Source organism: Paenibacillus sp. 2003, from assembly GCF_031455635.1.
GTDB classification, from domain to species: Bacteria; Bacillota; Bacilli; order Paenibacillales; family Paenibacillaceae; genus Paenibacillus; species Paenibacillus amylolyticus_B.
Window position 1 is genome coordinate 404384 of the sequence record NZ_JAVDTB010000001.1, and the last position, 19937, is coordinate 424320.

Sequence of the window (19937 nt, forward strand, 5' to 3'; positions counted from 1 at the left end):
TGGTTTATTAAGTGGTAACGGTAGATATGATTTCGAGATTGTCCAGGCCGACAGACCGACCAAGTCGGGACAATTGCATTTTTAGAATCGCGTTGTTCTCGAGGGTCAACACGACTTTTTTATATTCATCTTTTTTGAACAATTGAAGACAGCCTTCCAGAAGAGGAACAATCTCCGGAGCAGTAACATTCAGCTTTTTGCAATCGATGTTCAAGTCATACTCCTTGGTGTTAATAGGAGCGATCGTATCCTGATAGGCCGAGATGGAACGCAAACCGTCTTCTTGAGAGAATGAACCCTCCAGTTCAATGTTTAACACCTTGTTCGGAACGTCTGTCTTCAGAATGAAATTTCCCATGTTTGATCTCTCTCCTTTAAATGAGTTAAGGCTATCCTGCTAATGGATACACAGCCCCATAGGGCCTCTGCTGAAAGCTTCTAAGATGAGAGCTGGTTCGGAGGATAATTTAACCATATTATAAAGGTAGGAATGTAAAAAGATCAATAAAAAAGTCGAATCATGTATAAAAATGTAGAAAAGTGAATTACTGTATTTCTTCCAAGGTGGCAAGCAAAATATTAAATGCACTTATAATGCGTGGAGCTCCCACACATGGCGCCAGATGTAGCAATATTCCCTTGAGCTGATCCACCGTCACTCCCACGCTTAGAGCCATCGTGTAATGTACGCCCAATTGTTCATACTGTCCTTGGGTGATCAACGAAGAGATGATAGCAACTTCCTTCCATTGATCCGAAATCGTGGTGCGCTGAAAAATATCCCCGTATGCCGTCCCCATAATAAATTCCGACAATTCGGGAAAATGTTCTTTGATAGGGGCGAGGGCTCTTGCACCGTACTCCCCAGAAAGCTTCGCGAAACGGTCTAGTCCCTGAGTTACATGTTCACTCATGATTTGCTCCTCCTAATTCAAAGTTACGGTGCGGTGAGCCGTGGGTGGAATTTCATCTCGATCGGTCAGAAGCTCAATAACAGTTACCTGATTCAACGTCTGGGCTGTGTTCAGCGCAGATGAGAATTCAGCAAGAGTTTCTGCTCGAAACGCAACCGCACCGAGAGATTCGGCGAATTTGGCTGCATCCATAGGAACTTCATATAATGTGCCATCGATTCTGCCTGTTGTTTTTTCCATCCCTTTGAGTGCCATGTCCAGTTGTTTGTTGTTAACAACAATGAAGATGACGTTCAGGTTGTTGCATACCGCGGTATGGATCTCCGTCCCCAGCATCATGAAACATCCGTCACCGGTGATACATACAACGGTCTCTTCAGGTGAAGCGGCCTTTGCACCTATCGCCATACCAATGGCGTTCCCCATACAGGCAAAGTACGCGTCAAACACAAAGCTGCCTGGTTTCTTGACTTTATATCGCTGGACCGCATGAAATCCATGGCTGCCATCATCAACAAACAGCTTATGATCGTACGGAAGCAGATCGCTCATTCCGTCCAGCACAGAAGCCAGAGACAGTTGGGGGAGATCTGGTAAAGGGACAGTGTAATCCATGGGTGCAGTGGTTCTCACAGGAGTAGGGAGGTCTTCTAATGTGCCCAGCAAATATTGTAGGTTGTCCTTCAAATCACCGGTGATATGTAAGGTTTGAGCGCTCAGAATCTTGCCTACAAACGTAGGATCAGCGTCAAATTGAATGAGGTGTACCGGATGATGTTCAGGCTTCAGATTGCAGAGGGTCATGTCACTCAGACGTGAACCGAGTACGATATAAAGGTCACTTTGGTTCAACATGTCGTCTGCATGCGGGAAACCTCCAACACCACAAGGTCCATGGTACAGGGGATGGTCCCACGCAATCGCTCCTTTTCCACCAGGAGTAGTAATGACGGGAATGTTGAACGATTCAGCCAATTGAAGCAATTCATCATGGGCTCTGGCGCGACTTACACCTTTACCAGCAATAATTAAAGGGCGGTTGGATTGTTGAATGAGAGGAAGAATGCGATTCAGATTAGATACGCTAAGCAGAGGTTCCGGTTCGGGAATGACAATCCGGCATTGGGATAACAGCTCGGTCTGTACGTCAAAAGGAATACAGAGGTGAACAGGGCCTTTATTAGGGCCGAGTGCAATGGAAAGGGCATGATTCAGCAGTGTGCCGAAGTGATCTCCACGCTCAACCAGTTTGCTGAATAGCGTAGCAGGCCTGAACATTTCGGCCAGATCAGCCAAATAAGAAGAAGAATCCTGACACTGGGGAAGCCCCAGTTCCTGAATGGATTGATGACCCGTAATAAACAGTACAGGCAGATTGTTGGCTTTTGCATGGGCTGCTGCAGTAAGCAGATTGGTTCCGCCTGGACCGGATGTGGCAAAGGCAACGCCGAGTTTACCTGTCTGTAATGCATAACCGGATGCGGCAAAACCTGAGCTGGATTCATGACGGCCTGGAATGAACTCTAATCCGTAATCCACCATTTTCAGTACAGCAGGACAGATGGATTTACCAATAATACCAAAGACATGAGTAACGCCTAGATTACGCAGAGTTTCTGCCAAATAGTCCGCAACTGTTCTCATGCGGGACACCTCGCTTCATGAAATAGGTTATTAGAACCATACGCATATTCCATTTATTGAATGCAAGTTACAGTCTAAGGTTGTAAGAGGAAATATTCATTGTTATTAGGAAGAGTATCTTTTTTTGTGGTTTTTTGTCAACCTGTTTTTGTGAGTCTAAATTCCTGATTCTTAAGTTGGTAACGCTTTAAGTGTTGCTGGATAAAGTAAAAATAATTGGTTATATATCCCTGCAACGAATTACCCAATATTTACGAAGTTACAAATAATGTAAAAATATGACTACCAATGATGAATTTCAGTCTCTAATAGCGACTTGAAAGCTAGAGATTTATCTTTTTTCGTATCAACGCATCGCATTCGCAATTCTTTGCTTTCTGCTATACTGGAAAGGAATTGGGAGGGGATGGAATGACAGTCATCAAGATGGCTCTGATTGGGCTGGGTAAAATGGGATTACATATGGTTGATCTAATCGAGAATACGAAAATGGATACAAAGATTGAGATTGTAGCGGTGTGTGATGTGAATGAGGACGGTTTGGCGTCTTTTGCAGCTTCTCATCGGGGAGTTAGGACGTATACGGATTACAAGCAATTGATGAATGAACATCAGATTGATCTGTTGTATATTGCAGTTCCGCCGAAGTTTCATTATCCGGTTGTCATGGAAGCGCTGGAGCGCAAAATTCATGTGTTCTGCGAGAAACCACTTGCCAATAGTGTAGAAGAAGCCAAAAAAATGCTGGATGCAGCGGAGCAGGCGGGCGTTGTTCATGCCATCCACTTCTCTATGCCGCATGAACCTTCTGTGCTGAAGTTGCAAGAGATGATTGAGCAGGGTACTGTGGGGGCCATTCGCAAAATAGATCTGATTCTGCAATTCCCGCAGTGGCCACGATCATGGCAACAGAATGCATGGATTACGAGCCGGGAACAGGGTGGATTTATTCTTGAAGTGGGGATTCACTGGATTCATATGATTCAAAAGGTGTTTGGTGCCATCCGGGTAGTGAACACTCAGGTTCAATATCCTGAGAATGGTGACTGTGAACTAGAAGTACAGGCTGCAATGGAATTGGAAGACGGGACCCGAATTCAGCTAAACGGGATCTCTCAATTTGCGGGGGAAGAACGAGTATCCATGGTGGTGTACGGCACAGAAGGCACGATTGCCCTGGAAAATTGGGAAGATTTGAAGACGGGTCTGGTGGGGCAGCCACTTTCTCCTGTGGAAGTGCTTGAATCCACCAGTGAATTGCCGGTTCTTAAACATGTCATTGCCCGTATACAAGGCAAACCTGCTAAGATATATGATTTTAACGATGGGTATCAGGCACAATTGATACTGGAAGCGCTACGGAACACGGAACAATCAGGATAAGAAAAGGAGTGTCAGGTTTTTTCATTTCGAAGTGCCTGCCGTACCTCTAAATGTATCAGCTCTCCTTAACACCAAGAAGCATCGCAGTGGCCCAGGTGTGCCAGTCTGCGATGCTTCTTTCTTTTGTTTTGGCGCAGGATAGAGCATATATACATTCTATCGATATGTTGAATCAGGTCACGCCAGCTTGAATCGCTTAACCAGCTGATCAAGTGCATCGGACATTTCATTCAACTGCTTGGACGTGTCAGACATTTCCTGCAGAGAAGCAAGTTGTTCCTCCGTCATCGCAGATACTTCTTCTGTAGCTGATGCAGTATCTTCCACAACAGCCGATACTTCATTGATGGACCTCATCACAGCCTCACTACCGGAAGTTAACTCCTCGACAACAGCAGATACCTCCAGAACTTCACCACTGAGGTTATGAATATGGTGAGTAATAGTTGAAAAAGCATTACCTGCATCCTCAATGGTCCGCAACCCTTCATTCACATGTAGAGTACTCTCATCAACCACCTGCACCGTACTTTGAACACCTGTTACCACGGTTTCCAATATACTTGTAATCTCTTTGGCTGATGTTGCACTTTGGTCTGCAAGATTACGAATTTCCGCGGCAACGACAGCGAAGCCGCGTCCATTTTCCCCAGCGCGGGCCGCTTCGATTCCGGCGTTAAGTGCGAGCAGATTGGTTTGTCTCGCAATACCCGACATTGAATCTGCAATGTTGATCACTTGATCAGACATCTTCGAAATTTCATTAATGGCTTCCTGTACAGAGAGGAAGGATTGCTCAATGGAACTCATTTTACCTACAGCATTATCAATGCGCTGTTGCCCATCCACGGCAATGGATTCGGTACGAACTGCACGGCCTGCCACGTCACTTGCTGATGAGGCGACGCGATTAAGGCCATTGAGGGATTGCTGCATCGCAGCTACCATGGTTTGCGTAAGAGCAACCTGTTCATCAGCGCCTTCAGCGACGCGTTCCATGGCAGTGGCAACCTCTTTTCCTGCAAGATGGCTATCGGCAACCCCTTTATCCAATCGATCCGAAGCTGTGCTCAGAATCATGGCATTGCTCTGAACGTCCAGCATCATTTGCTGCAAACCAGTGAGCATTGTATTGGCTGCCTCCGCGAGTTCACGAGTTTCGTCTTTCATTGGCGTAGCGATTCTCAGTGTCAGGTCACCATTGGAAGAACCGATGTCATTTAACGCCTGCTTTACGGTACGAATGTTTCTAACAATGGCACGTGACAGGACCAAAGCAGTGATGAACGAGATAATGGCGACAACGATAAGTGCCCCATACAGTTCCAGGTTCAGCAGTGTGTTTTTTTGCTTCAGTGCTTCTGTACGGTTATCGGTTAACGTATGCTCGTTGGTTCGAAACGTAACGAGAGCAGTCCGAATCTGGTCCATGTCTCTTTTACCTGGATCATCTGCGAAAAAATCTCGAATGCCCTGTGTATTATTGACTTGGCGAAGGGCGACCATAGGTTCACCAGCGACCTGGACCCAGTTCTCCATATTAGTATGTATGTCTTCCAAAAGTGCAAGCTGAGCCGGATTATCCGAAATTAAAGCAGCAAGTTCATCTCTAAGTGTAATAAGTTGCGCTTTTCCTTGGGTGTAGGGATCGAGGTAATTGTCCTGACCCGTGATGATGTAACCACGCTGACCTGTTTCCATATCTACCATGTTTCTTTCGAGTTCATAGGTTAGGGCGTGTACTCTCATATCGTGATCGACCAGAAAATCCAGTTCCCGTTGGAGCTGACTTGTGCTGTTCTGAATCAGCAGGATGCAACCAGCCAGTACAGCCAGTACAAGTAAATATCCTAATCCAATCTTATAAAAAATCTTAAAGGTCTTTCGCTTTTTCATGTTTGTTATTCCTCTCTATGGGGTATATGTAGTTGTCGAAAAAACCGGAAATGTGATAATTATAGGTCTTTAGATTAGGTGTCTAAAGCACTATTTTTTAGTATTATACGTAAAGAAACTTCTTTTGTATATAGTTTGTTTAACTACAATATAATGTTTGGTTGATGTTGTATAAGGTTGGGGTTGATGATGTTTTACAATCGTTGGTTTACACGTTCAAACGTTATGTTTATCATGGGAAGGGAACGATTCCAATTACATATACAATATCCCAATCCGAAAGGAACATTGGACATGAATAAAGAGAAGGTATTGCTCAAACCGGAAGCGATGATTTTTGACATGGATGGTACGCTGTTCCAGACAGAGACCCTGTTGTTGCCAGCTTACCAGCAACTATTTGATACATTGCGTGCCGAAGGGCACTTTGAAGGAGAAACTCCACCCGAGGAACGGATGCTGGGAAGTTTGGGCATGTTGCTCGAAGATATATGGAAAGTGGTTATGCCTGAGGCATCGGAAGCGGCACATCGCCGTGCAGACGAACTGTTGCTTCAACTGGAGATTGAGGGGCTTGATCAAGGAAGTTCTCAATTGTATCCTGGGGTGAAGGAAACGCTGCAAGCATTAAAACAACAAGGAGTGCGTCTTTTTGTCGCAAGTAATGGGCTGGAGGACTATGTGAAGGGTGTGGCGTTTGCACACGAGATTATGCCTTTCTTTGAAGGGGTATACAGTGCAGGCCAGTACAAGACTCCTTCCAAGATTAATCTGGTGCAGATCCTGCTTGAGAAACATCGTATTCAGGACGCATGGATGGTAGGGGATCGCTCTTCTGATGTGGAAGCTGGTAAAATGAACGGGCAGGCAGTCATCGGCTGTGCCTATGCCGGGTTTGGTCGTGATGAGGAGCTTGCAGGCTCAGATGTGCTCATCTCTGATTTTACAGAACTGCTGCGTCTGTATGATGAAGCAGAGTAGCCTCTACGCTGTATACGTATACTGAGATTTAAGATTACGAACCGCATGATATGAACCTGTAGACTCAACGGAAATTCGTTGAATACAGGTTTTTTTGTTTGGTCATGCAGTCACATTCTCCCCTGTAGAAAGTTGATTTCCCTATCCCGCTTTCCTTCATATTCCCTCTATACTTCATTCAAAAGCTATAGGGGGTCCGATTCTGGTGAAACCATCCAAAATACATGCCTATATGTTCATCTTTCCAAGTCTTTTTTTAACTCTTGTATTCGGGATCTATCCGCTGTTATGGGCGCTGCGTTACATGTTCTATGATTATCAAGGCATCGGGACGCCGGTCTTTATCGGGCTTGATAATTTTGGACGCATTTTGCGTGACGGGCAATTCTGGGATTCTGTAGGCAACACGGGTGTGTATGCCCTGGGCAAACTCGTCGTTACAATTCCACTATCGTTAACTCTGGCGATTATTCTGAATCGTAAATGGAGAGGGCGATCCCTCTTTAGGGCGATCTATTATCTTCCCACTATTTTCAGTGCTTCGGTCATGGCGATTGTATTTTTTATTATTTTCAACTCCTATAACGGAATATTGAACCAATTGCTGCTTAAGTATCATGTGATCTCCGAATCCATTAGCTGGCTGGGGGCTGAACATGCCATGTTAACAACCATCATCATTGCTATCTGGGGGGCTGTGGGCAACTATATGTTGTTGTTCATTGCGGGTCTTCAGAGCATTCCTGAAGAGCTTTATGAGGCGGCATCGCTGGATGGAGCGAGTGAATTTCAGAAACTGCGGAATGTAACGATTCCGTTGCTGGGTCCTGTCTTGCAGATGATCATCATGCTGGCAATTACCACGGCGCTGAAAGGTTACGAGAGTATTATGGTGCTTACCGAAGGGGGGCCGTATGGCAAAACAGAGGTGATGTATCTGTATTTGTTCAAACTGTTGTTTCCCGTGTCGGCTGACACACAATCACTCCAGCAGCTCGGTTATGGGAGTGCAGTCGGTTTCACAACGGCTCTCATCGTAGGGGCTGTGACGCTCATTTATTTCCGGATATCCAAAAAGCTCAATGATGTCTATTAATCCCAATCAGGAGGAAACGATGATGACTCAAAACGTGCTAGCGCCCTCAGGGTCTCCCCAACTCATTCGCTGGACCAAACGAACGGTACTTTGGTTGTTTTTGATCGCAATCGCTCTGCTGTCGCTTTTCCCCATCATACTTGTATTGCTCGGTTCCTTCAAAACAAACCAGGAATTGACCGGAGGAGCTACCATCTGGCCGAAGATTTGGCAGTTCTCCAACTATGCTCAGGCTTGGAAAACCGCCAATTTTTCGGGTTTTACGATTAACAGCGTGTTTGTTAGCATCAGTACAACAATTGGCACGTTGCTGGTAGCTTCGATGTCAGCCTACGCTGTGGATCGAGTGAATTTCAAAGGGAAAAAGGGGTACACCCTGCTCATGGCATCTACTCTGTTTATTTCCATAGGCGCGGTTGTGCTGCGTCCGCAATTCGACCTCATGGTTAAGCTGGGGCTAAATACCACGTTGTGGGGCGTTATTATTATATTGATCAGCGCACACGCTGCCACATACTTTATTCTGATTGGTTTCTTCAAGAGCATCCCGCGCGAACTGGATGAAGCGGCGATGATTGATGGCTGCAATTTCTTCACCACATACTGGCGAATTATTCTTCCACTTCTGCGGCCCGGACTCGCCGTTGCAGGTCTGGGTGTATTCCAGAGTTCTTGGAATGAATATATTCTTCCTTTTGTGTTCACCATGAGCAATCCGGACTTGCAGACTTTGCCGGTTGGACTGGCTAATCTGCGATATGGCATCGGAGCTGCGGCTGAGGTCCAACTGATGATGGCCGGAGCCTGTCTGTCCATTTTGCCGCTGCTCATCGTTTATATTTTTGCCAACAAATCATTCATGCAGGTGACCTTGGGAGCTGTGAAAGGATAGGCGTGAGCACAATCATGGAAACGGTTTTACGGGTAATTCCACTGTGCTATACTCATTTTAATTCACAGCGGACGGGCCAAGCCGTGTTCAAGGAGCGAGCGCCGATGATATTCGACTTTTATAAAATGTCCCTGAAAAAAAGAATACAGCTGTTGTACATTTTTCTCGTTGTCTTGTGCATCAGTGTGACCGGGATATGCTCTTATCTCTTTGCTGCACGAAGCATTGAGCAGAATGCACTTGAACTGAAACAAAGCATTCTGAACAAATCAGTGCAGGTTATGGATGAACATCTGAGGCACATTGTTGTATCCTCTTTTTCTTTTATGCTTAATGAAACGTTCACCCAGGTCATGAAGGACGTGGGAAAAAATAAAACATCTCATTATTATCAGAATCTCTCGTTGCTGCAAACGTCGTTTGCTCAATTGAAGCTCGTAGAGCCACTGATTGATACCGCTTATCTGACAACACCCATCGGTGATTTTTTCTCGACCAAAGATTTTCCGAATCGCAATAACTCTTTCGACAGGGAATACGGACGCTACGTGAAGCTGCAAGGCTGGAATACGATGTGGTTTGGTTCACATCAGAGTCAGTTATTCCAATCCCAAGGAAATGTGTTATCTCTGTTGCTCAAACCCATTGTGATCGATAATCATACCTATTCGAATGTATATATGGTCGTCAATATGAAGGAAGAGGCGATGCGAGACATTCTGACGCAGGATCTCATGAATAACCAGATTCAACTGTTTTTGCTGCACAAAAACGGAAATGAAGTCATTCGGCCCAGGTCCCGAAATTACGATTTCATTATGGAGCCTGACTTTACACAACAGTTTAGCCGTGACGATGCTGGGGATTTCACCTACAGGAACGATCAGGGGGAGGACATGCTTGTTAACTATTCGGCATTGTCGATGAACGAGGATTGGGTCATGGTAAGTGTACAGTCCAAGGCTGACTTGTTGTCCCCCCTACAAAAGATACGCTGGCTGATCATCCTGATTATGTTGTTTTGCATTTTACTCGCACTCGGGTTGTCCAGGCTGCTGGCCTCCGCTCTGCTGAAGCCACTGAACAAACTGCGACGCCTGATGGTTGAGGTGGAGTCCAATGTTCTGGATGTACGGTTTCGCAGCAAGTATGACGATGAAGTCAGCGCCGTAGGGCATCGTTTCAATCGGATGTTGGACCAGATTCAGATTCTGTTTGAAGAAGTACGGACAACGGAGCAAGACAAACGGCGGTTTGAAGTCAAGGCGCTTCAGGCGCAGGTTGATCCTCATTTCCTCTACAATACGCTTAATACGATGTTCTGGAAAAGTGAGAGCGGAGAGAAGAAGGATGTAAGTGAGATGATCGTCTCCTTATCCTTATTATTCCGTCTGGGACTGAATGATGGGAAAGACATAACCAGTGTGGAGCAGGAGATCAAACATGTCGAACAATACATGCAGCTTCAGCAAAAATGTTACGAGGATCTGTTCATTTATCGGATTGAGGTGGGGGACCCGTCTTGTTACGCTGTCGATATTTTAAAAATATTGCTTCAGCCCTTGGTGGAGAATTCCATCCTGCATGGATTCAATGACAAAGAAGATTTGGGCGTTATCCTGATCCGCATTGATCGTCAGGGTGACACACTACGGCTGGAAGTGGCTGACAATGGATGTGGTATGGATGTAGCCAGTATCTATGCTGAGGATGCTCCTGACGGGGGACGCAAAGGTTATGCCCTATCCAATCTCCATGGCAGATTAAGCCTGCACTATGGGGATGTGGCCTCGATTGTATTTCATAGCAGTACAGATGTAGGGACAACAGTTGTTATCACGATTCCGATCACCTGAGGAGGGGCAGTATGGGCCAATTGACGATGTGTGTTATGGATGATATCCAGGCAGTTGTAAAGGGCATATCTTCAACTATTCCGTGGGAAGATCATCAGGTTCGGATTGTAGGCACGGCGAATAATGGAGAGCGCGGTTGGTCCTTGTTGCTGGAGCAGCAACCCGACATCGTGATTAGTGATATCAGGATGCCCAAGTTGAGCGGGCTGGAGCTAATGAAGCGGGCATTGGATGCCGGACTGCGAGCCAAATTTATTTTCATCAGTGGTTATTCGGATTTCCAATATGCACAGGAGGCCATCAAGCTGGGTGCATCCGACTATTTGCTCAAGCCGTTTACCCCTGAAGAAATACTCGGTGCGGTGTTGAAGGTAAGACAGGTGATTAAGGAAGAGCAGGCACAGTGCAAACAGTTGGAACAGTTGGAGCAGAAGGTGGAGAGCAGCAACCAGTACGAGCGTCACAGCTATCTCCTGGGCTTGTTGCGTCATGAAATCGGGGGTTTCCTGAATGAAAGTCGCTGGAACGAGCTGCATATTGATCTCGATTCCTCCAATCTTCTCGTGATGGTCATCGAGGTGGATGGTTATACGCGATATGGATACACGATGCATCTGGATGCCGAAATCGTTCCTTTTGCGGTCCAAAATATTGTGGGAGAAACCTTGAACCGTTATACCAAAGGCGTTGTTTTACGGGAAAATCGATACCGGCTTGCCGCGATATTTAACACACCAAGCCAGATCGACGTCTCCGAGCTGCTGGAGCAATGTCGCCAAAATGTGGAGCGATTCAGCAAAAAAACAGTCTCGATTGGTGTTGGTACGATTGCACGCAGACCACAGGAAATCTGGACGTCCTACGCACATGCAGATCAGGCGATATCCTATCGTTTTTACAGAGAAGGAAATTGCATCCTCAAGTATGCTGAACTGGAGAATCAGGCCTGTGTGGCTCCGGTGTATCCTTTGGAGAAGGAGAAAGAGCTTTTTTACGCACTCAAATGTGGTAATGAGAGTACCTGTCACCGCATCATTGATGAAATTCTCGAAGAATGGCAGGTCTCCGAAGGTTTTCCCGAGCCGCTCACGATGATTCGTTTGCTGTCTGGACTGGCTTTTGCCATCTACCGTGCCTTTTGTGATGAGATTACAGCAGAGGAACGCTTGCGTCTGGAGGCCGACCTGACAGTGCTTGAAGCGATGCGCTCCTTGACGTTTGAGGGCTGGAGGGGATACATCAAGCATTTTAGCAGTATGGGTTGCGAGATTATGGACAAAAAACGACTCACCGATGTCAAACAGGCGATTAGCAAAGCACAGGAATATATCAGTCTGAATCTTGCAGAAAATCTGACGCTGCATGCCTGTGCCCAATCCGTACATTTAAGTCCGAGTTACTTTGCCAATGCCTTCAAAAAGGAAACGGGCATAACGCCGATTCAATATATTACTAAGATGAGGATGGAAAAGGCCAAAGAGTTGCTGGTTGCAGGTGTACAGGTGCAAGAGATCTGCCAGAGGCTGGGTTATGAGGACAGGCCTTATTTCAGCGGTTTGTTCAAGAAATATTGCGGTATGACGCCAACCTGCTTCCGGCAAATGTATGAGAATTAAAACCGATACGGATCGTCATTTTTCCCACCATGCAAAGTCAGAATGTCCCTCACCTCCATGAAAGCGTAGCGATTATCATTACGTTAACGGATAACCAAACGGGTTGTCCAGACAAGCATAAGGGGGCATATCAATGGTTAAAAAGTGGATGGTGACTACGCTAAGTGCATTACTGGCGCTAAGTTTGGCAGGTTGTTCTGCTGACAGTGGTACTTCGGCAAATAGCGAATCGGGGACCAGCGGGGAGAATGCCGGAGGGAAAACCAAAATCATATATTGGACACCGGACCGCCATGATGCTGATTTTATGAAATCCAAGATCGATGAGTTCAACCAGACGAACAAGGACAACATTGAAGTGGAGATGACCGTGATGGGGGACAACTATCCACAGGCGGTCGATATTGCTTTTGCCAGCAAGCAGGCACCCGATGTGCTGCAAGTTAATGATTTTCAGACATATTATCAGAAGGGGTATCTCGCCCCGATCGATGGATATATGAGTGATGAGATGAAGGCCGTGTTTAAAGACAGCTTGATTGAAAATAAAAACACGATTGATGGAAAAATATATTCCCTCCCCAATACAGGGCAGGTCTGGCGGCTTGTGTATAACAAGGATATTTTTAAAAAGGCAGGGATCGAGAGTCCGCCAAAAACGTTGGCTGAGATGGTTGCGGATGCAAAAAAAATTACCGAAGCTGGTAAAAGTGAAGGCATCTATGGCTTTGCGAGCCCGTTCAAGAGCAGCAGCGGCTTCTGGAGAGCAGCCAATACGATTGCAGGTGCAAGCAATACTGTGGGTATTGATGGTTACAACTACAAGACTGGCCAATTTGATTTTGGGATGTACAAGGATATTGCAATGGCACTTCGTCAGATGAATCAGGATGGCAGCATGCTGCCAGGGGTTGAAAGTCTGGACATCGATCCGCTCAGAGCCCAGTTTGCTCAAGGCAAAATCGGAATGTACATTAACCACTCAGGTGAACCAGGTGTATATAAAGATCAGTTTCCTACAAAAGAAAATTGGGCAGCGGCTCCTGTGCCAACAAATGATGGAACGATCAAGGGCGCTTCACAAGTCATCGGGGGCTCCTACATCGGCATCAATGCAGATTCTGCCAACAAGGAAGCGGCATGGAAGTTTATGGAGTATGTGTACAGCACAGATCTTCAGAGTGAGTATTACGAAAAAGGATACGGAATCTCACTGATTCCTGCTGTATTAAGCTCTGACAAAAAACCAAGCATTCCGGGCATTGAAGGTTTCCTACCCAAACGTTATGATGCCATTTTCCCGGCAAATCCAAGTGTGGTAACCGAGAGTTCACTGGAAGGCACCAAATGGAGTGAGGCTTTTTCAATCTTTGTATTCACGGGTGGCGATCTCGATGGTGTGATCAAGGATTTGGATACAAGGTACAATGCAGCTCTGGAGAAAACCAAAGCGGCAGGGCTGACCAACATAACTGCTGATCCTTCGTTTGATTCTTCCAAACTTCAGGGTAAATTGTCCACAGAAGACTAATAAACGTTCATAGCGGCCGTGGTTTAACTACTTCGGTCGCTTATTCACAAGGAAAGGGGAAAAGCAAAATGATTATTAATCATGCGTCTATCGATGCACATATCGTGAACGAAACGAGTTCCCGCAAGATCTTGGGTATGGGCGGTACATTAATGATGGTGGAGGTTACCTTTGCTAAAGGTGGTATTGGAGAAGTTCACTCCCATGATGCGCACGAGCAGGTCAGTTATATCGTCAAAGGCAGCTTTGAGGTTCAGGTCGGTGAAGAAATTCGCATCTTAAAAGCAGGAGACAGCTTTTATGCCGGTTTTAACGTCCCGCATGGGGTCAAGGCACTGGAGGACTCCGTCATTCTGGATGTGTTTACCCCGTTCCGTCAGGATTTCCTTGAGGCATCCCAATGAGCGATTTTTACCTTTCGGCAACGGATCTGCAACGGGCTGCCCAATATTATGAAAAACATTTTCCGGAAGAAGCCCGAAATTCGCTCACGATTGCCAATCGTGCCATCCTGAATGAATTTAACGTTCCTTATACCAACGATCTGAATCGCTGGATTCCGATGGGGACACCTGTGGACTGGCTTCACAACCCGACCAATGATCTGGAGTTCACATGGGGCATCAATCGACACTGGCATATGCTCGATCTGGGCAAGGCGTATCTGATGAAGGGCAATCCGCTATATGTAACAGCATTTATTGACCACTTCCGTAGCTGGAGACAGCAAAACCCGGTACCTGTAAATCTGGTTTACGACGAGGCTGTGTTCTTTCAAAAACCCGGTCCGTGGCGCCTGCTGGAGACGGGACTACGTGTGCAGTCCTGGATATCGGCATATAAATATATGGAAGCGAGTTCACTGATAGACGAAGGCTTTCAGGCGGAGTTTCGACAAGGTCTGGACGAGCACGCCGAGTTTTTGACCCGTTACCTCGGCAACACGGAAATCAATCATGCCATTATGCATATGCAAGGGTTATTCATGATTGCTACGTTCTACCACCAGCACCCGCGAAGTCCATACTGGCGTCAAGTGGCGATGGAACGTCTTGAGCTGTGTTTGCTGCATCAGTTGGGTGAAGAGGGAATACAGGTTGAACTGACAACACATTACCACAATGCAAGCATCGAGATGTTTGGCACCCCTTATCGGTTGGGCGAGATATCAGGACATCCTTTCTCGGCATGGTATGCCCGCTGTCTGCGCCAAATGGCTGCATTCACCGAGGCGCTGATCCGACCAGATCATCAGTCTACCGGTATTGGTGATTCGGATTGGGTTGGCGATGGACGACAACGACTGACCCTGCTTGGAGCGATCCTGGACGATGCTGATTTGATGGCTCGCGGAACGGAAAGCTCGGAGTGTCTCTGGTTGCTGGGTGTGGAGAAATATGAGCGATGCCTCAGACTACAGGCTTCTTCTTCTCCGGCGTTGTCGAGCCGGGCTTTTCCGCAGACAGGATATTATGTCATGAGGGACAAGTATCAATATCTTTTTTTTGATGCGGCTGCCATGGGCGGAGCACACGGACATGCGGATGCGCTGAATGTGGAGTGGATGTGGAAGAACCAGCTTTTCTTCACGGACACCGGACGTTATACGTATGAAGAAGGGAAATGGCGTCGGTATTTCAAAAGTACGCGGGCGCACAATACCGTCACTGTGGATGGTCTGGATCAGACACCTTATCTCTCCACACAGCAATGGGGTGAACCGGAGGCTCAGGCCACAACGTTACGTTGGGAGAGCAATGACAGCTATCACTTCATTGATGCTTCGCAGGATGGATATACGCATTTGTCAGATCCAGTTACACATCGTCGGTGGATGCTGGCAGGGGTGGAAACCCCTATACTACTAATTGTGGATTGGCTGGAGGCAGAAGCAGAGCATACTCTGGAGCAACGTTTTCACCTGCATCCGCAAGCGGATATTGTGTTGAGGATCAATGAAGCTGGAGAAATGACGGCGGATATGAGCTATGAGGCATCTTCCATAACGCTGACGATGCAATGGGTTACGGCAGGCATAGGGAAGGGAGCCTTCGCGTTGACGGAGCAGCCCGGCTGGGTATCTGAGGTGTATGGTTCCAAGTCGGAAACATCGGTCATCCAGGGCAAGACTGATTTCTCGGGTAAAGTGGGTATTCTGACGTTGTGCCTGCCCGCGGATCATACAGACCAAGTTACACGTGTTACCACATGCCAACTGGAACCTGACCTGATGAGATTGGCATTATCTTATGTGCAAGGTGAGGAAAAAGGGTTTATTGTGATTGACAACGAAACACTGCAATGGACGAAAGAACAGAAATAAAAAACAGTGAAGCAGGAGCAGATGCTCGCACTTGGCGAACATACACTCCTGCTTTGTCTTATCCATTCATTTGACTTTCCTTTTTCTTTTTACTCTGGCGGATTTTTGCGAAGCGTGCCTAGGAATGGCTGGCTTTCTGGACGTTCCGGGAGGTCTGTTGCGATATACCCATAAGGCGTACTCCAGCGGTTGAGTGATGGCTTTATAATAGATGTCCCGCTCACCGATGCGAGCGAATACTTCACGCGCAGGTTTGGGATTAACTTCAAGCAGGTAGATACGTCCGCTTCTGTCAATCGCCAAATCAAGTGCCAGCTCACACAGGTCCCCATACGTATCTTCCAGAAACGAAGCAACATCAATGCCAAACGTTTCTGCAGTTGTGTTAATTTCTGCCCGGAGGTCGTCATCTTCGATCCATTGCTTCATGAGTCGGTTCATCGCTATTGCCTGACCGCCGCCATGCAGATTGGAGGTCACGCTTTTTTCTGCACCCATGCGTCCAGCACATCCAGTAAGCTCCCATTGTCCTTCACCGTTCTTCTGAACGAGCATGCGATAATCATGCACACGTCCATTCGGAAGCTGAAGTTGAATGCCCTTTTGTACAAGATACTTGTCTTTCATGTTCCAGTGCTGGAGCAACGCGCCAAGTCGTGATAAATGAACTTTACGTGGAGTGATGATACGACGTTTCTGATCCCGCCCCTGAACAAGCACCGTATTAGCCTCGCTACTGCTGCGTTCAATGCGCAGAATACCACGTCCGCCTGTTCCATTAATGGGTTTGAGATAGACCAGAGAAGAAACTTTGAGCATCCGGTTTACATCGGACATATCCTGAAATAGAGCGGTTTCCGGCAGGTGTTCACGAAAGTTTGCTTTTTGTAAAAGGGTCTGGTGGATGGTCCATTTATTGCGCAGTGGCCTGTTCAGAAAGAGCAGATGCCCATATTTCTCACGAAAAGCAAGCAATTGCTGGAACCTTCGGTTACGCTGAATCCGGCAGCGATCAAAGATCAGGTCCGGGAATGATCGCCACTCCCTGGACCAGCCTTTTCCCTCATGAAAAACCATGGCTTCAATTTGTTTGCCGCCGGGGTGTACGTCGGCTGGTGTGAATACATAGATATCGAGTCCCCGCTTGCGCCCTTCAAGAATCATTCTGCGATAGACGCTTCGTTCTTCAAGAGCGCGATGTTCATTTAAGTACAACGTCATAATGCCCAGAACAGGTGAGGACACAAACAATCACCTTCTTTTTGCAGTATTCCTGTCTATCATCGTTTGGACTGACGGGCAAGATAAGCGCTGTAGTGAAATATACGTTCCAATGACCGCCGTCTGATCTGTGGTTCATCAAACTTCATGGGCTTTGCGTTGGCTTCGAAGAACCAGAGTTCCCCCAGGTCATCAATGCCCAGATCCATGGACATTTCTCCGAGCGTGTAACCTGATCCCCGTTCTACCTGTCTTGCGATCATTAATGAAGTGGATTTCACACGTTTCATCAGGGTTGTTGACATTTCTTCGCCAAAAAGCTCGGTCAGCAGCTTCTCAGGGTCTTCTACGCTCCCGCCGCGCGGTACATGCGTTGTAATGCTGCGGGAGCCAGCAAGTCTCGCTCCTACTCCGGTTACGCTCCATTGGCCCTTGGTGTTCTTTTGTACAAGAACACGCAGATCGAAGGGGCGTTTACGAGAGGAGGCCAATTCAATGCCTTGTTGCATGATATAGGGCGTATGTCCGGTTTCTTTGCGAATTCGTGCCCATAACTTGGTAAGTGTAGATGTTTTATAGGTCGTGCTTCTACGTGTGGTTTGTATTTTGAGTCGATAGGGAAGCCGTTCTTTTTCCTGGAATTTAAGCATCATGATTCCTTTGCCAGCTTTGCCGCTCTCGGGCTTAAGGTACAGATAGGGATACGCCCGTAGAACGGCACCCAGAGAAGAAGCACTTCGCATCCGCCGAGTATAAGGGATCAGTTGCTGAGTCGATTTGGACTTCTTAAGCCATTCGAACAGATCCCATTTGTTGAAAAAGAATGGGTTATACAGTTCGATTCCTGATTGCATGCATTCGTCAATTTTGCGCTGAACGGAAGGTTTTCTTTCGTCTTCCCGGTTGGGAATACGATTGTACAGAACATGGGGAAGGGGGAAAGGTTGTGAAACCCACTTTCCACTCCCCTTGTTGTACGTATATCCTTTCACGGTGGGACCACTCACGTTCAGATCCCTTACAGTCACAATGTACACCACGTATCCCATGCTCTCGCCTGTCTGTAAGATATCCTGAAAATTTTGATGATTTCCCCTGAACATGCGCTGTTTATCATGCATGGTCAAAACAGCAATGACAGGTTTGAAATCATCATGAAGGCTCATCAAATTTCTTCCTTCTTCCGGAACTTGCTCAAATACAGGCAGTGTTCCAAGATGTGCTCCACCGACGATTTGCCCTCCACCCGGAGTGAAGGGTGACGGAAAATGGAGCGCCCGGGTTTGGCGTTCGCTTCGAACATCCATACATGTTCCTCCTGATCAATGCCCAGATCAAAGCCAATCTCACCAATCAGATGCTGGTGCTGGGTTTCAATCGCCTGGGCCAGTGTAATAGCGACGGATTTGGCATGCTGAAGAACTTCTCCCGCACGATCGCCGAAGTTGCGACTGAGCGCCTGCTCAGGAGTCATTAGGGAGCCGCCATTTTTGATGTGTGTTGTGACGCTGCCACGTCCTGCCTTTTTGGCTCCAATCCCGACAACAACCCATTGATTGTTACCATTTTTGTGCATGTGAAAACGGAAATCAATTGGACATTCATCAATCTCAATTAGACGTATTCCCTGCTGAACTACATATCCGCGTAGCTGTTTGCCATGTCTTCCCTGAAGCATGCGCATCAGACTGTTGAAGGACCCAAAACGCAGGAGTGCATTACCGCCTTTTTTGCGATAACGTGCGAAATATCCACGTTTGGGCGAATAAGTCAGGCGATAGATCCCGTTCCCCAGACTTCCTGCAGTAGGCTTATAGTAGACAAACTGATGGCGTTCCAACATTTCCTTCATCTGTTCAACGGACGGATTGGTAATTGATTCAGGGATATACCTTCCGGCTGTTGGTTCATTCTCCAGCAATGTATAGATATCCGATTTGTTGAAGAAGCTCCAGTTGAAAAAAGGAATTTTCCGACGGATAAATCGTTCCCGCAGTTGGTTAATGGCTGGTGAGAAATCTGAACGACGGCTTGGTAACCGGTTGTAGACGACATCGGGCAGAGGTACCGTTTTGCGGGTAAAGCTTCCGTTATCATTCAGAAAAAAACCGGATACCGTCTCATTCTGCCAATTGATATCCCGGGGAGTAAAGGCATAAATATAGGATTTTCGGCTGCCCTCACGGAGTAACTGTTTAATGAAACCAGTACGGGAACCGAATGGATTCGTGCTCGTCGCAGGCCCATCAGAGAGTACGCCGATCAGTGGACCTAACTGGACCTCATCATTTTGCAAATTCCGGAGATAAATACTGCCTCGTTTGGGAACGTTCATCATATTACGGATACCTGAAGCGAGATACAGATGTTTACCTGCTTTTTTGATTGGTTTGATCGTTGCAGGTACCCGGTCACGCCCGAAGCGAAGGTGCACCGTTTTTTTGCCGGACAGGTTGAGGCTCTTCATTAAAGCGTTGGATACATAAACCACTTTATCCGGTTGCTTGGTGAAATGCAGATTGCAAAAGGTCAAACTCATGATTTATCCTCCTATCCTGAAAAGATCCTTGGGCTCCATGGCAAG

The 19937-nt window shown here is 46.8% G+C and carries 16 protein-coding genes; 9 read left to right on the top strand and 7 right to left on the bottom strand.

The window, feature by feature from the left end; genetic code table 11:
- Positions 1 to 7: 7 nt before the first annotated feature.
- The 3 genes from J2X75_RS02010 to J2X75_RS02020 all read right to left on the bottom strand — a co-directional run bounded on the left by J2X75_RS02010 (position 8) and on the right by J2X75_RS02020 (position 2558).
- Positions 8 to 358, bottom strand: a complete 351-nt coding sequence (locus J2X75_RS02010) for a hypothetical protein (RefSeq protein ID WP_124113814.1) — start codon at positions 356 to 358, stop codon at positions 8 to 10.
- Positions 359 to 545: 187 nt separating this feature from the next.
- Positions 546 to 914, bottom strand: coding sequence for a carboxymuconolactone decarboxylase family protein (locus J2X75_RS02015; protein ID WP_310334017.1), 369 nt, complete (start codon positions 912 to 914; stop codon positions 546 to 548).
- Between the two features lie 12 nt (positions 915 to 926).
- Positions 927 to 2558 (bottom strand): thiamine pyrophosphate-binding protein, encoded by a 1632-nt coding sequence (locus J2X75_RS02020; protein WP_310334019.1) that lies wholly within the window; start codon positions 2556 to 2558, stop codon positions 927 to 929.
- 411 nt (positions 2559 to 2969) lie between these two features.
- On the opposite strand from J2X75_RS02020, the gene J2X75_RS02025 reads away from it, so the two are divergent.
- Positions 2970 to 3941, top strand: a complete 972-nt coding sequence (locus J2X75_RS02025) for a Gfo/Idh/MocA family protein (protein WP_310334020.1) — start codon at positions 2970 to 2972, stop codon at positions 3939 to 3941.
- A 177-nt stretch (positions 3942 to 4118) separates the two neighbouring features.
- Here J2X75_RS02025 and J2X75_RS02030 read toward each other — a convergent pair whose 3' ends face one another.
- The gene (locus J2X75_RS02030; protein ID WP_310334022.1) at positions 4119 to 5837 is read right to left on the bottom strand and encodes a methyl-accepting chemotaxis protein; all 1719 of its coding nucleotides are present in this window, start codon (positions 5835 to 5837) and stop codon (positions 4119 to 4121) included.
- 294 nt (positions 5838 to 6131) lie between these two features.
- Between J2X75_RS02030 and J2X75_RS02035 the strand changes: the two genes are divergently transcribed.
- From J2X75_RS02035 to J2X75_RS02070, 8 genes are all read left to right on the top strand, one after another.
- Positions 6132 to 6818, top strand: coding sequence for an HAD family hydrolase (locus J2X75_RS02035; protein WP_047844222.1), 687 nt, complete (start codon positions 6132 to 6134; stop codon positions 6816 to 6818).
- Positions 6819 to 7023: 205 nt separating this feature from the next.
- Positions 7024 to 7914, top strand: a complete 891-nt coding sequence (locus J2X75_RS02040; protein WP_076209116.1) for a carbohydrate ABC transporter permease — start codon at positions 7024 to 7026, stop codon at positions 7912 to 7914.
- Positions 7915 to 7936: 22 nt separating this feature from the next.
- Positions 7937 to 8806: a carbohydrate ABC transporter permease gene (locus J2X75_RS02045; RefSeq protein ID WP_310336617.1), complete on the top strand. Its 870-nt coding sequence runs from the start codon at positions 7937 to 7939 to the stop codon at positions 8804 to 8806.
- 104 nt (positions 8807 to 8910) lie between these two features.
- Positions 8911 to 10662, top strand: a complete 1752-nt coding sequence (locus tag J2X75_RS02050; RefSeq protein ID WP_310334026.1) for a sensor histidine kinase — start codon at positions 8911 to 8913, stop codon at positions 10660 to 10662.
- An 11-nt stretch (positions 10663 to 10673) separates the two neighbouring features.
- A complete protein-coding gene (locus J2X75_RS02055) occupies positions 10674 to 12278 on the top strand; it encodes a helix-turn-helix domain-containing protein (protein WP_310334027.1) in 1605 nt (534 codons plus the stop codon).
- Between the two features lie 133 nt (positions 12279 to 12411).
- Positions 12412 to 13809, top strand: a complete 1398-nt coding sequence (locus tag J2X75_RS02060; protein ID WP_310334028.1) for an ABC transporter substrate-binding protein — start codon at positions 12412 to 12414, stop codon at positions 13807 to 13809.
- A gap of 68 nt (positions 13810 to 13877) precedes the next feature.
- Positions 13878 to 14213 (top strand): cupin domain-containing protein, encoded by a 336-nt coding sequence (locus J2X75_RS02065; protein ID WP_310334030.1) that lies wholly within the window; start codon positions 13878 to 13880, stop codon positions 14211 to 14213.
- Positions 14210 to 16132, top strand: coding sequence for an alginate lyase family protein (locus J2X75_RS02070; protein WP_310334031.1), 1923 nt, complete (start codon positions 14210 to 14212; stop codon positions 16130 to 16132). Before J2X75_RS02065 ends, J2X75_RS02070 begins: the two co-directional genes overlap by 4 nt.
- A 66-nt stretch (positions 16133 to 16198) precedes the next feature.
- On the opposite strand, the gene J2X75_RS02075 is transcribed toward J2X75_RS02070, so the two are convergent.
- From J2X75_RS02075 to J2X75_RS02085, 3 genes are read right to left on the bottom strand one after another with little or no spacing between them, the layout of a single operon-like run.
- The gene (locus tag J2X75_RS02075) at positions 16199 to 17377 is read right to left on the bottom strand and encodes a YheC/YheD family endospore coat-associated protein (protein WP_310334033.1); all 1179 of its coding nucleotides are present in this window, start codon (positions 17375 to 17377) and stop codon (positions 16199 to 16201) included.
- A 35-nt stretch (positions 17378 to 17412) separates the two neighbouring features.
- Entirely contained in the window at positions 17413 to 18519 is a 1107-nt protein-coding gene (locus J2X75_RS02080; RefSeq protein ID WP_310334034.1) for a YheC/YheD family endospore coat-associated protein, read from the bottom strand.
- The gene (locus tag J2X75_RS02085) at positions 18519 to 19892 is read right to left on the bottom strand and encodes a YheC/YheD family endospore coat-associated protein (protein WP_310334037.1); all 1374 of its coding nucleotides are present in this window, start codon (positions 19890 to 19892) and stop codon (positions 18519 to 18521) included. Before J2X75_RS02085 ends, J2X75_RS02080 begins: the two co-directional genes overlap by 1 nt.
- Positions 19893 to 19937: the final 45 nt, after the last annotated feature.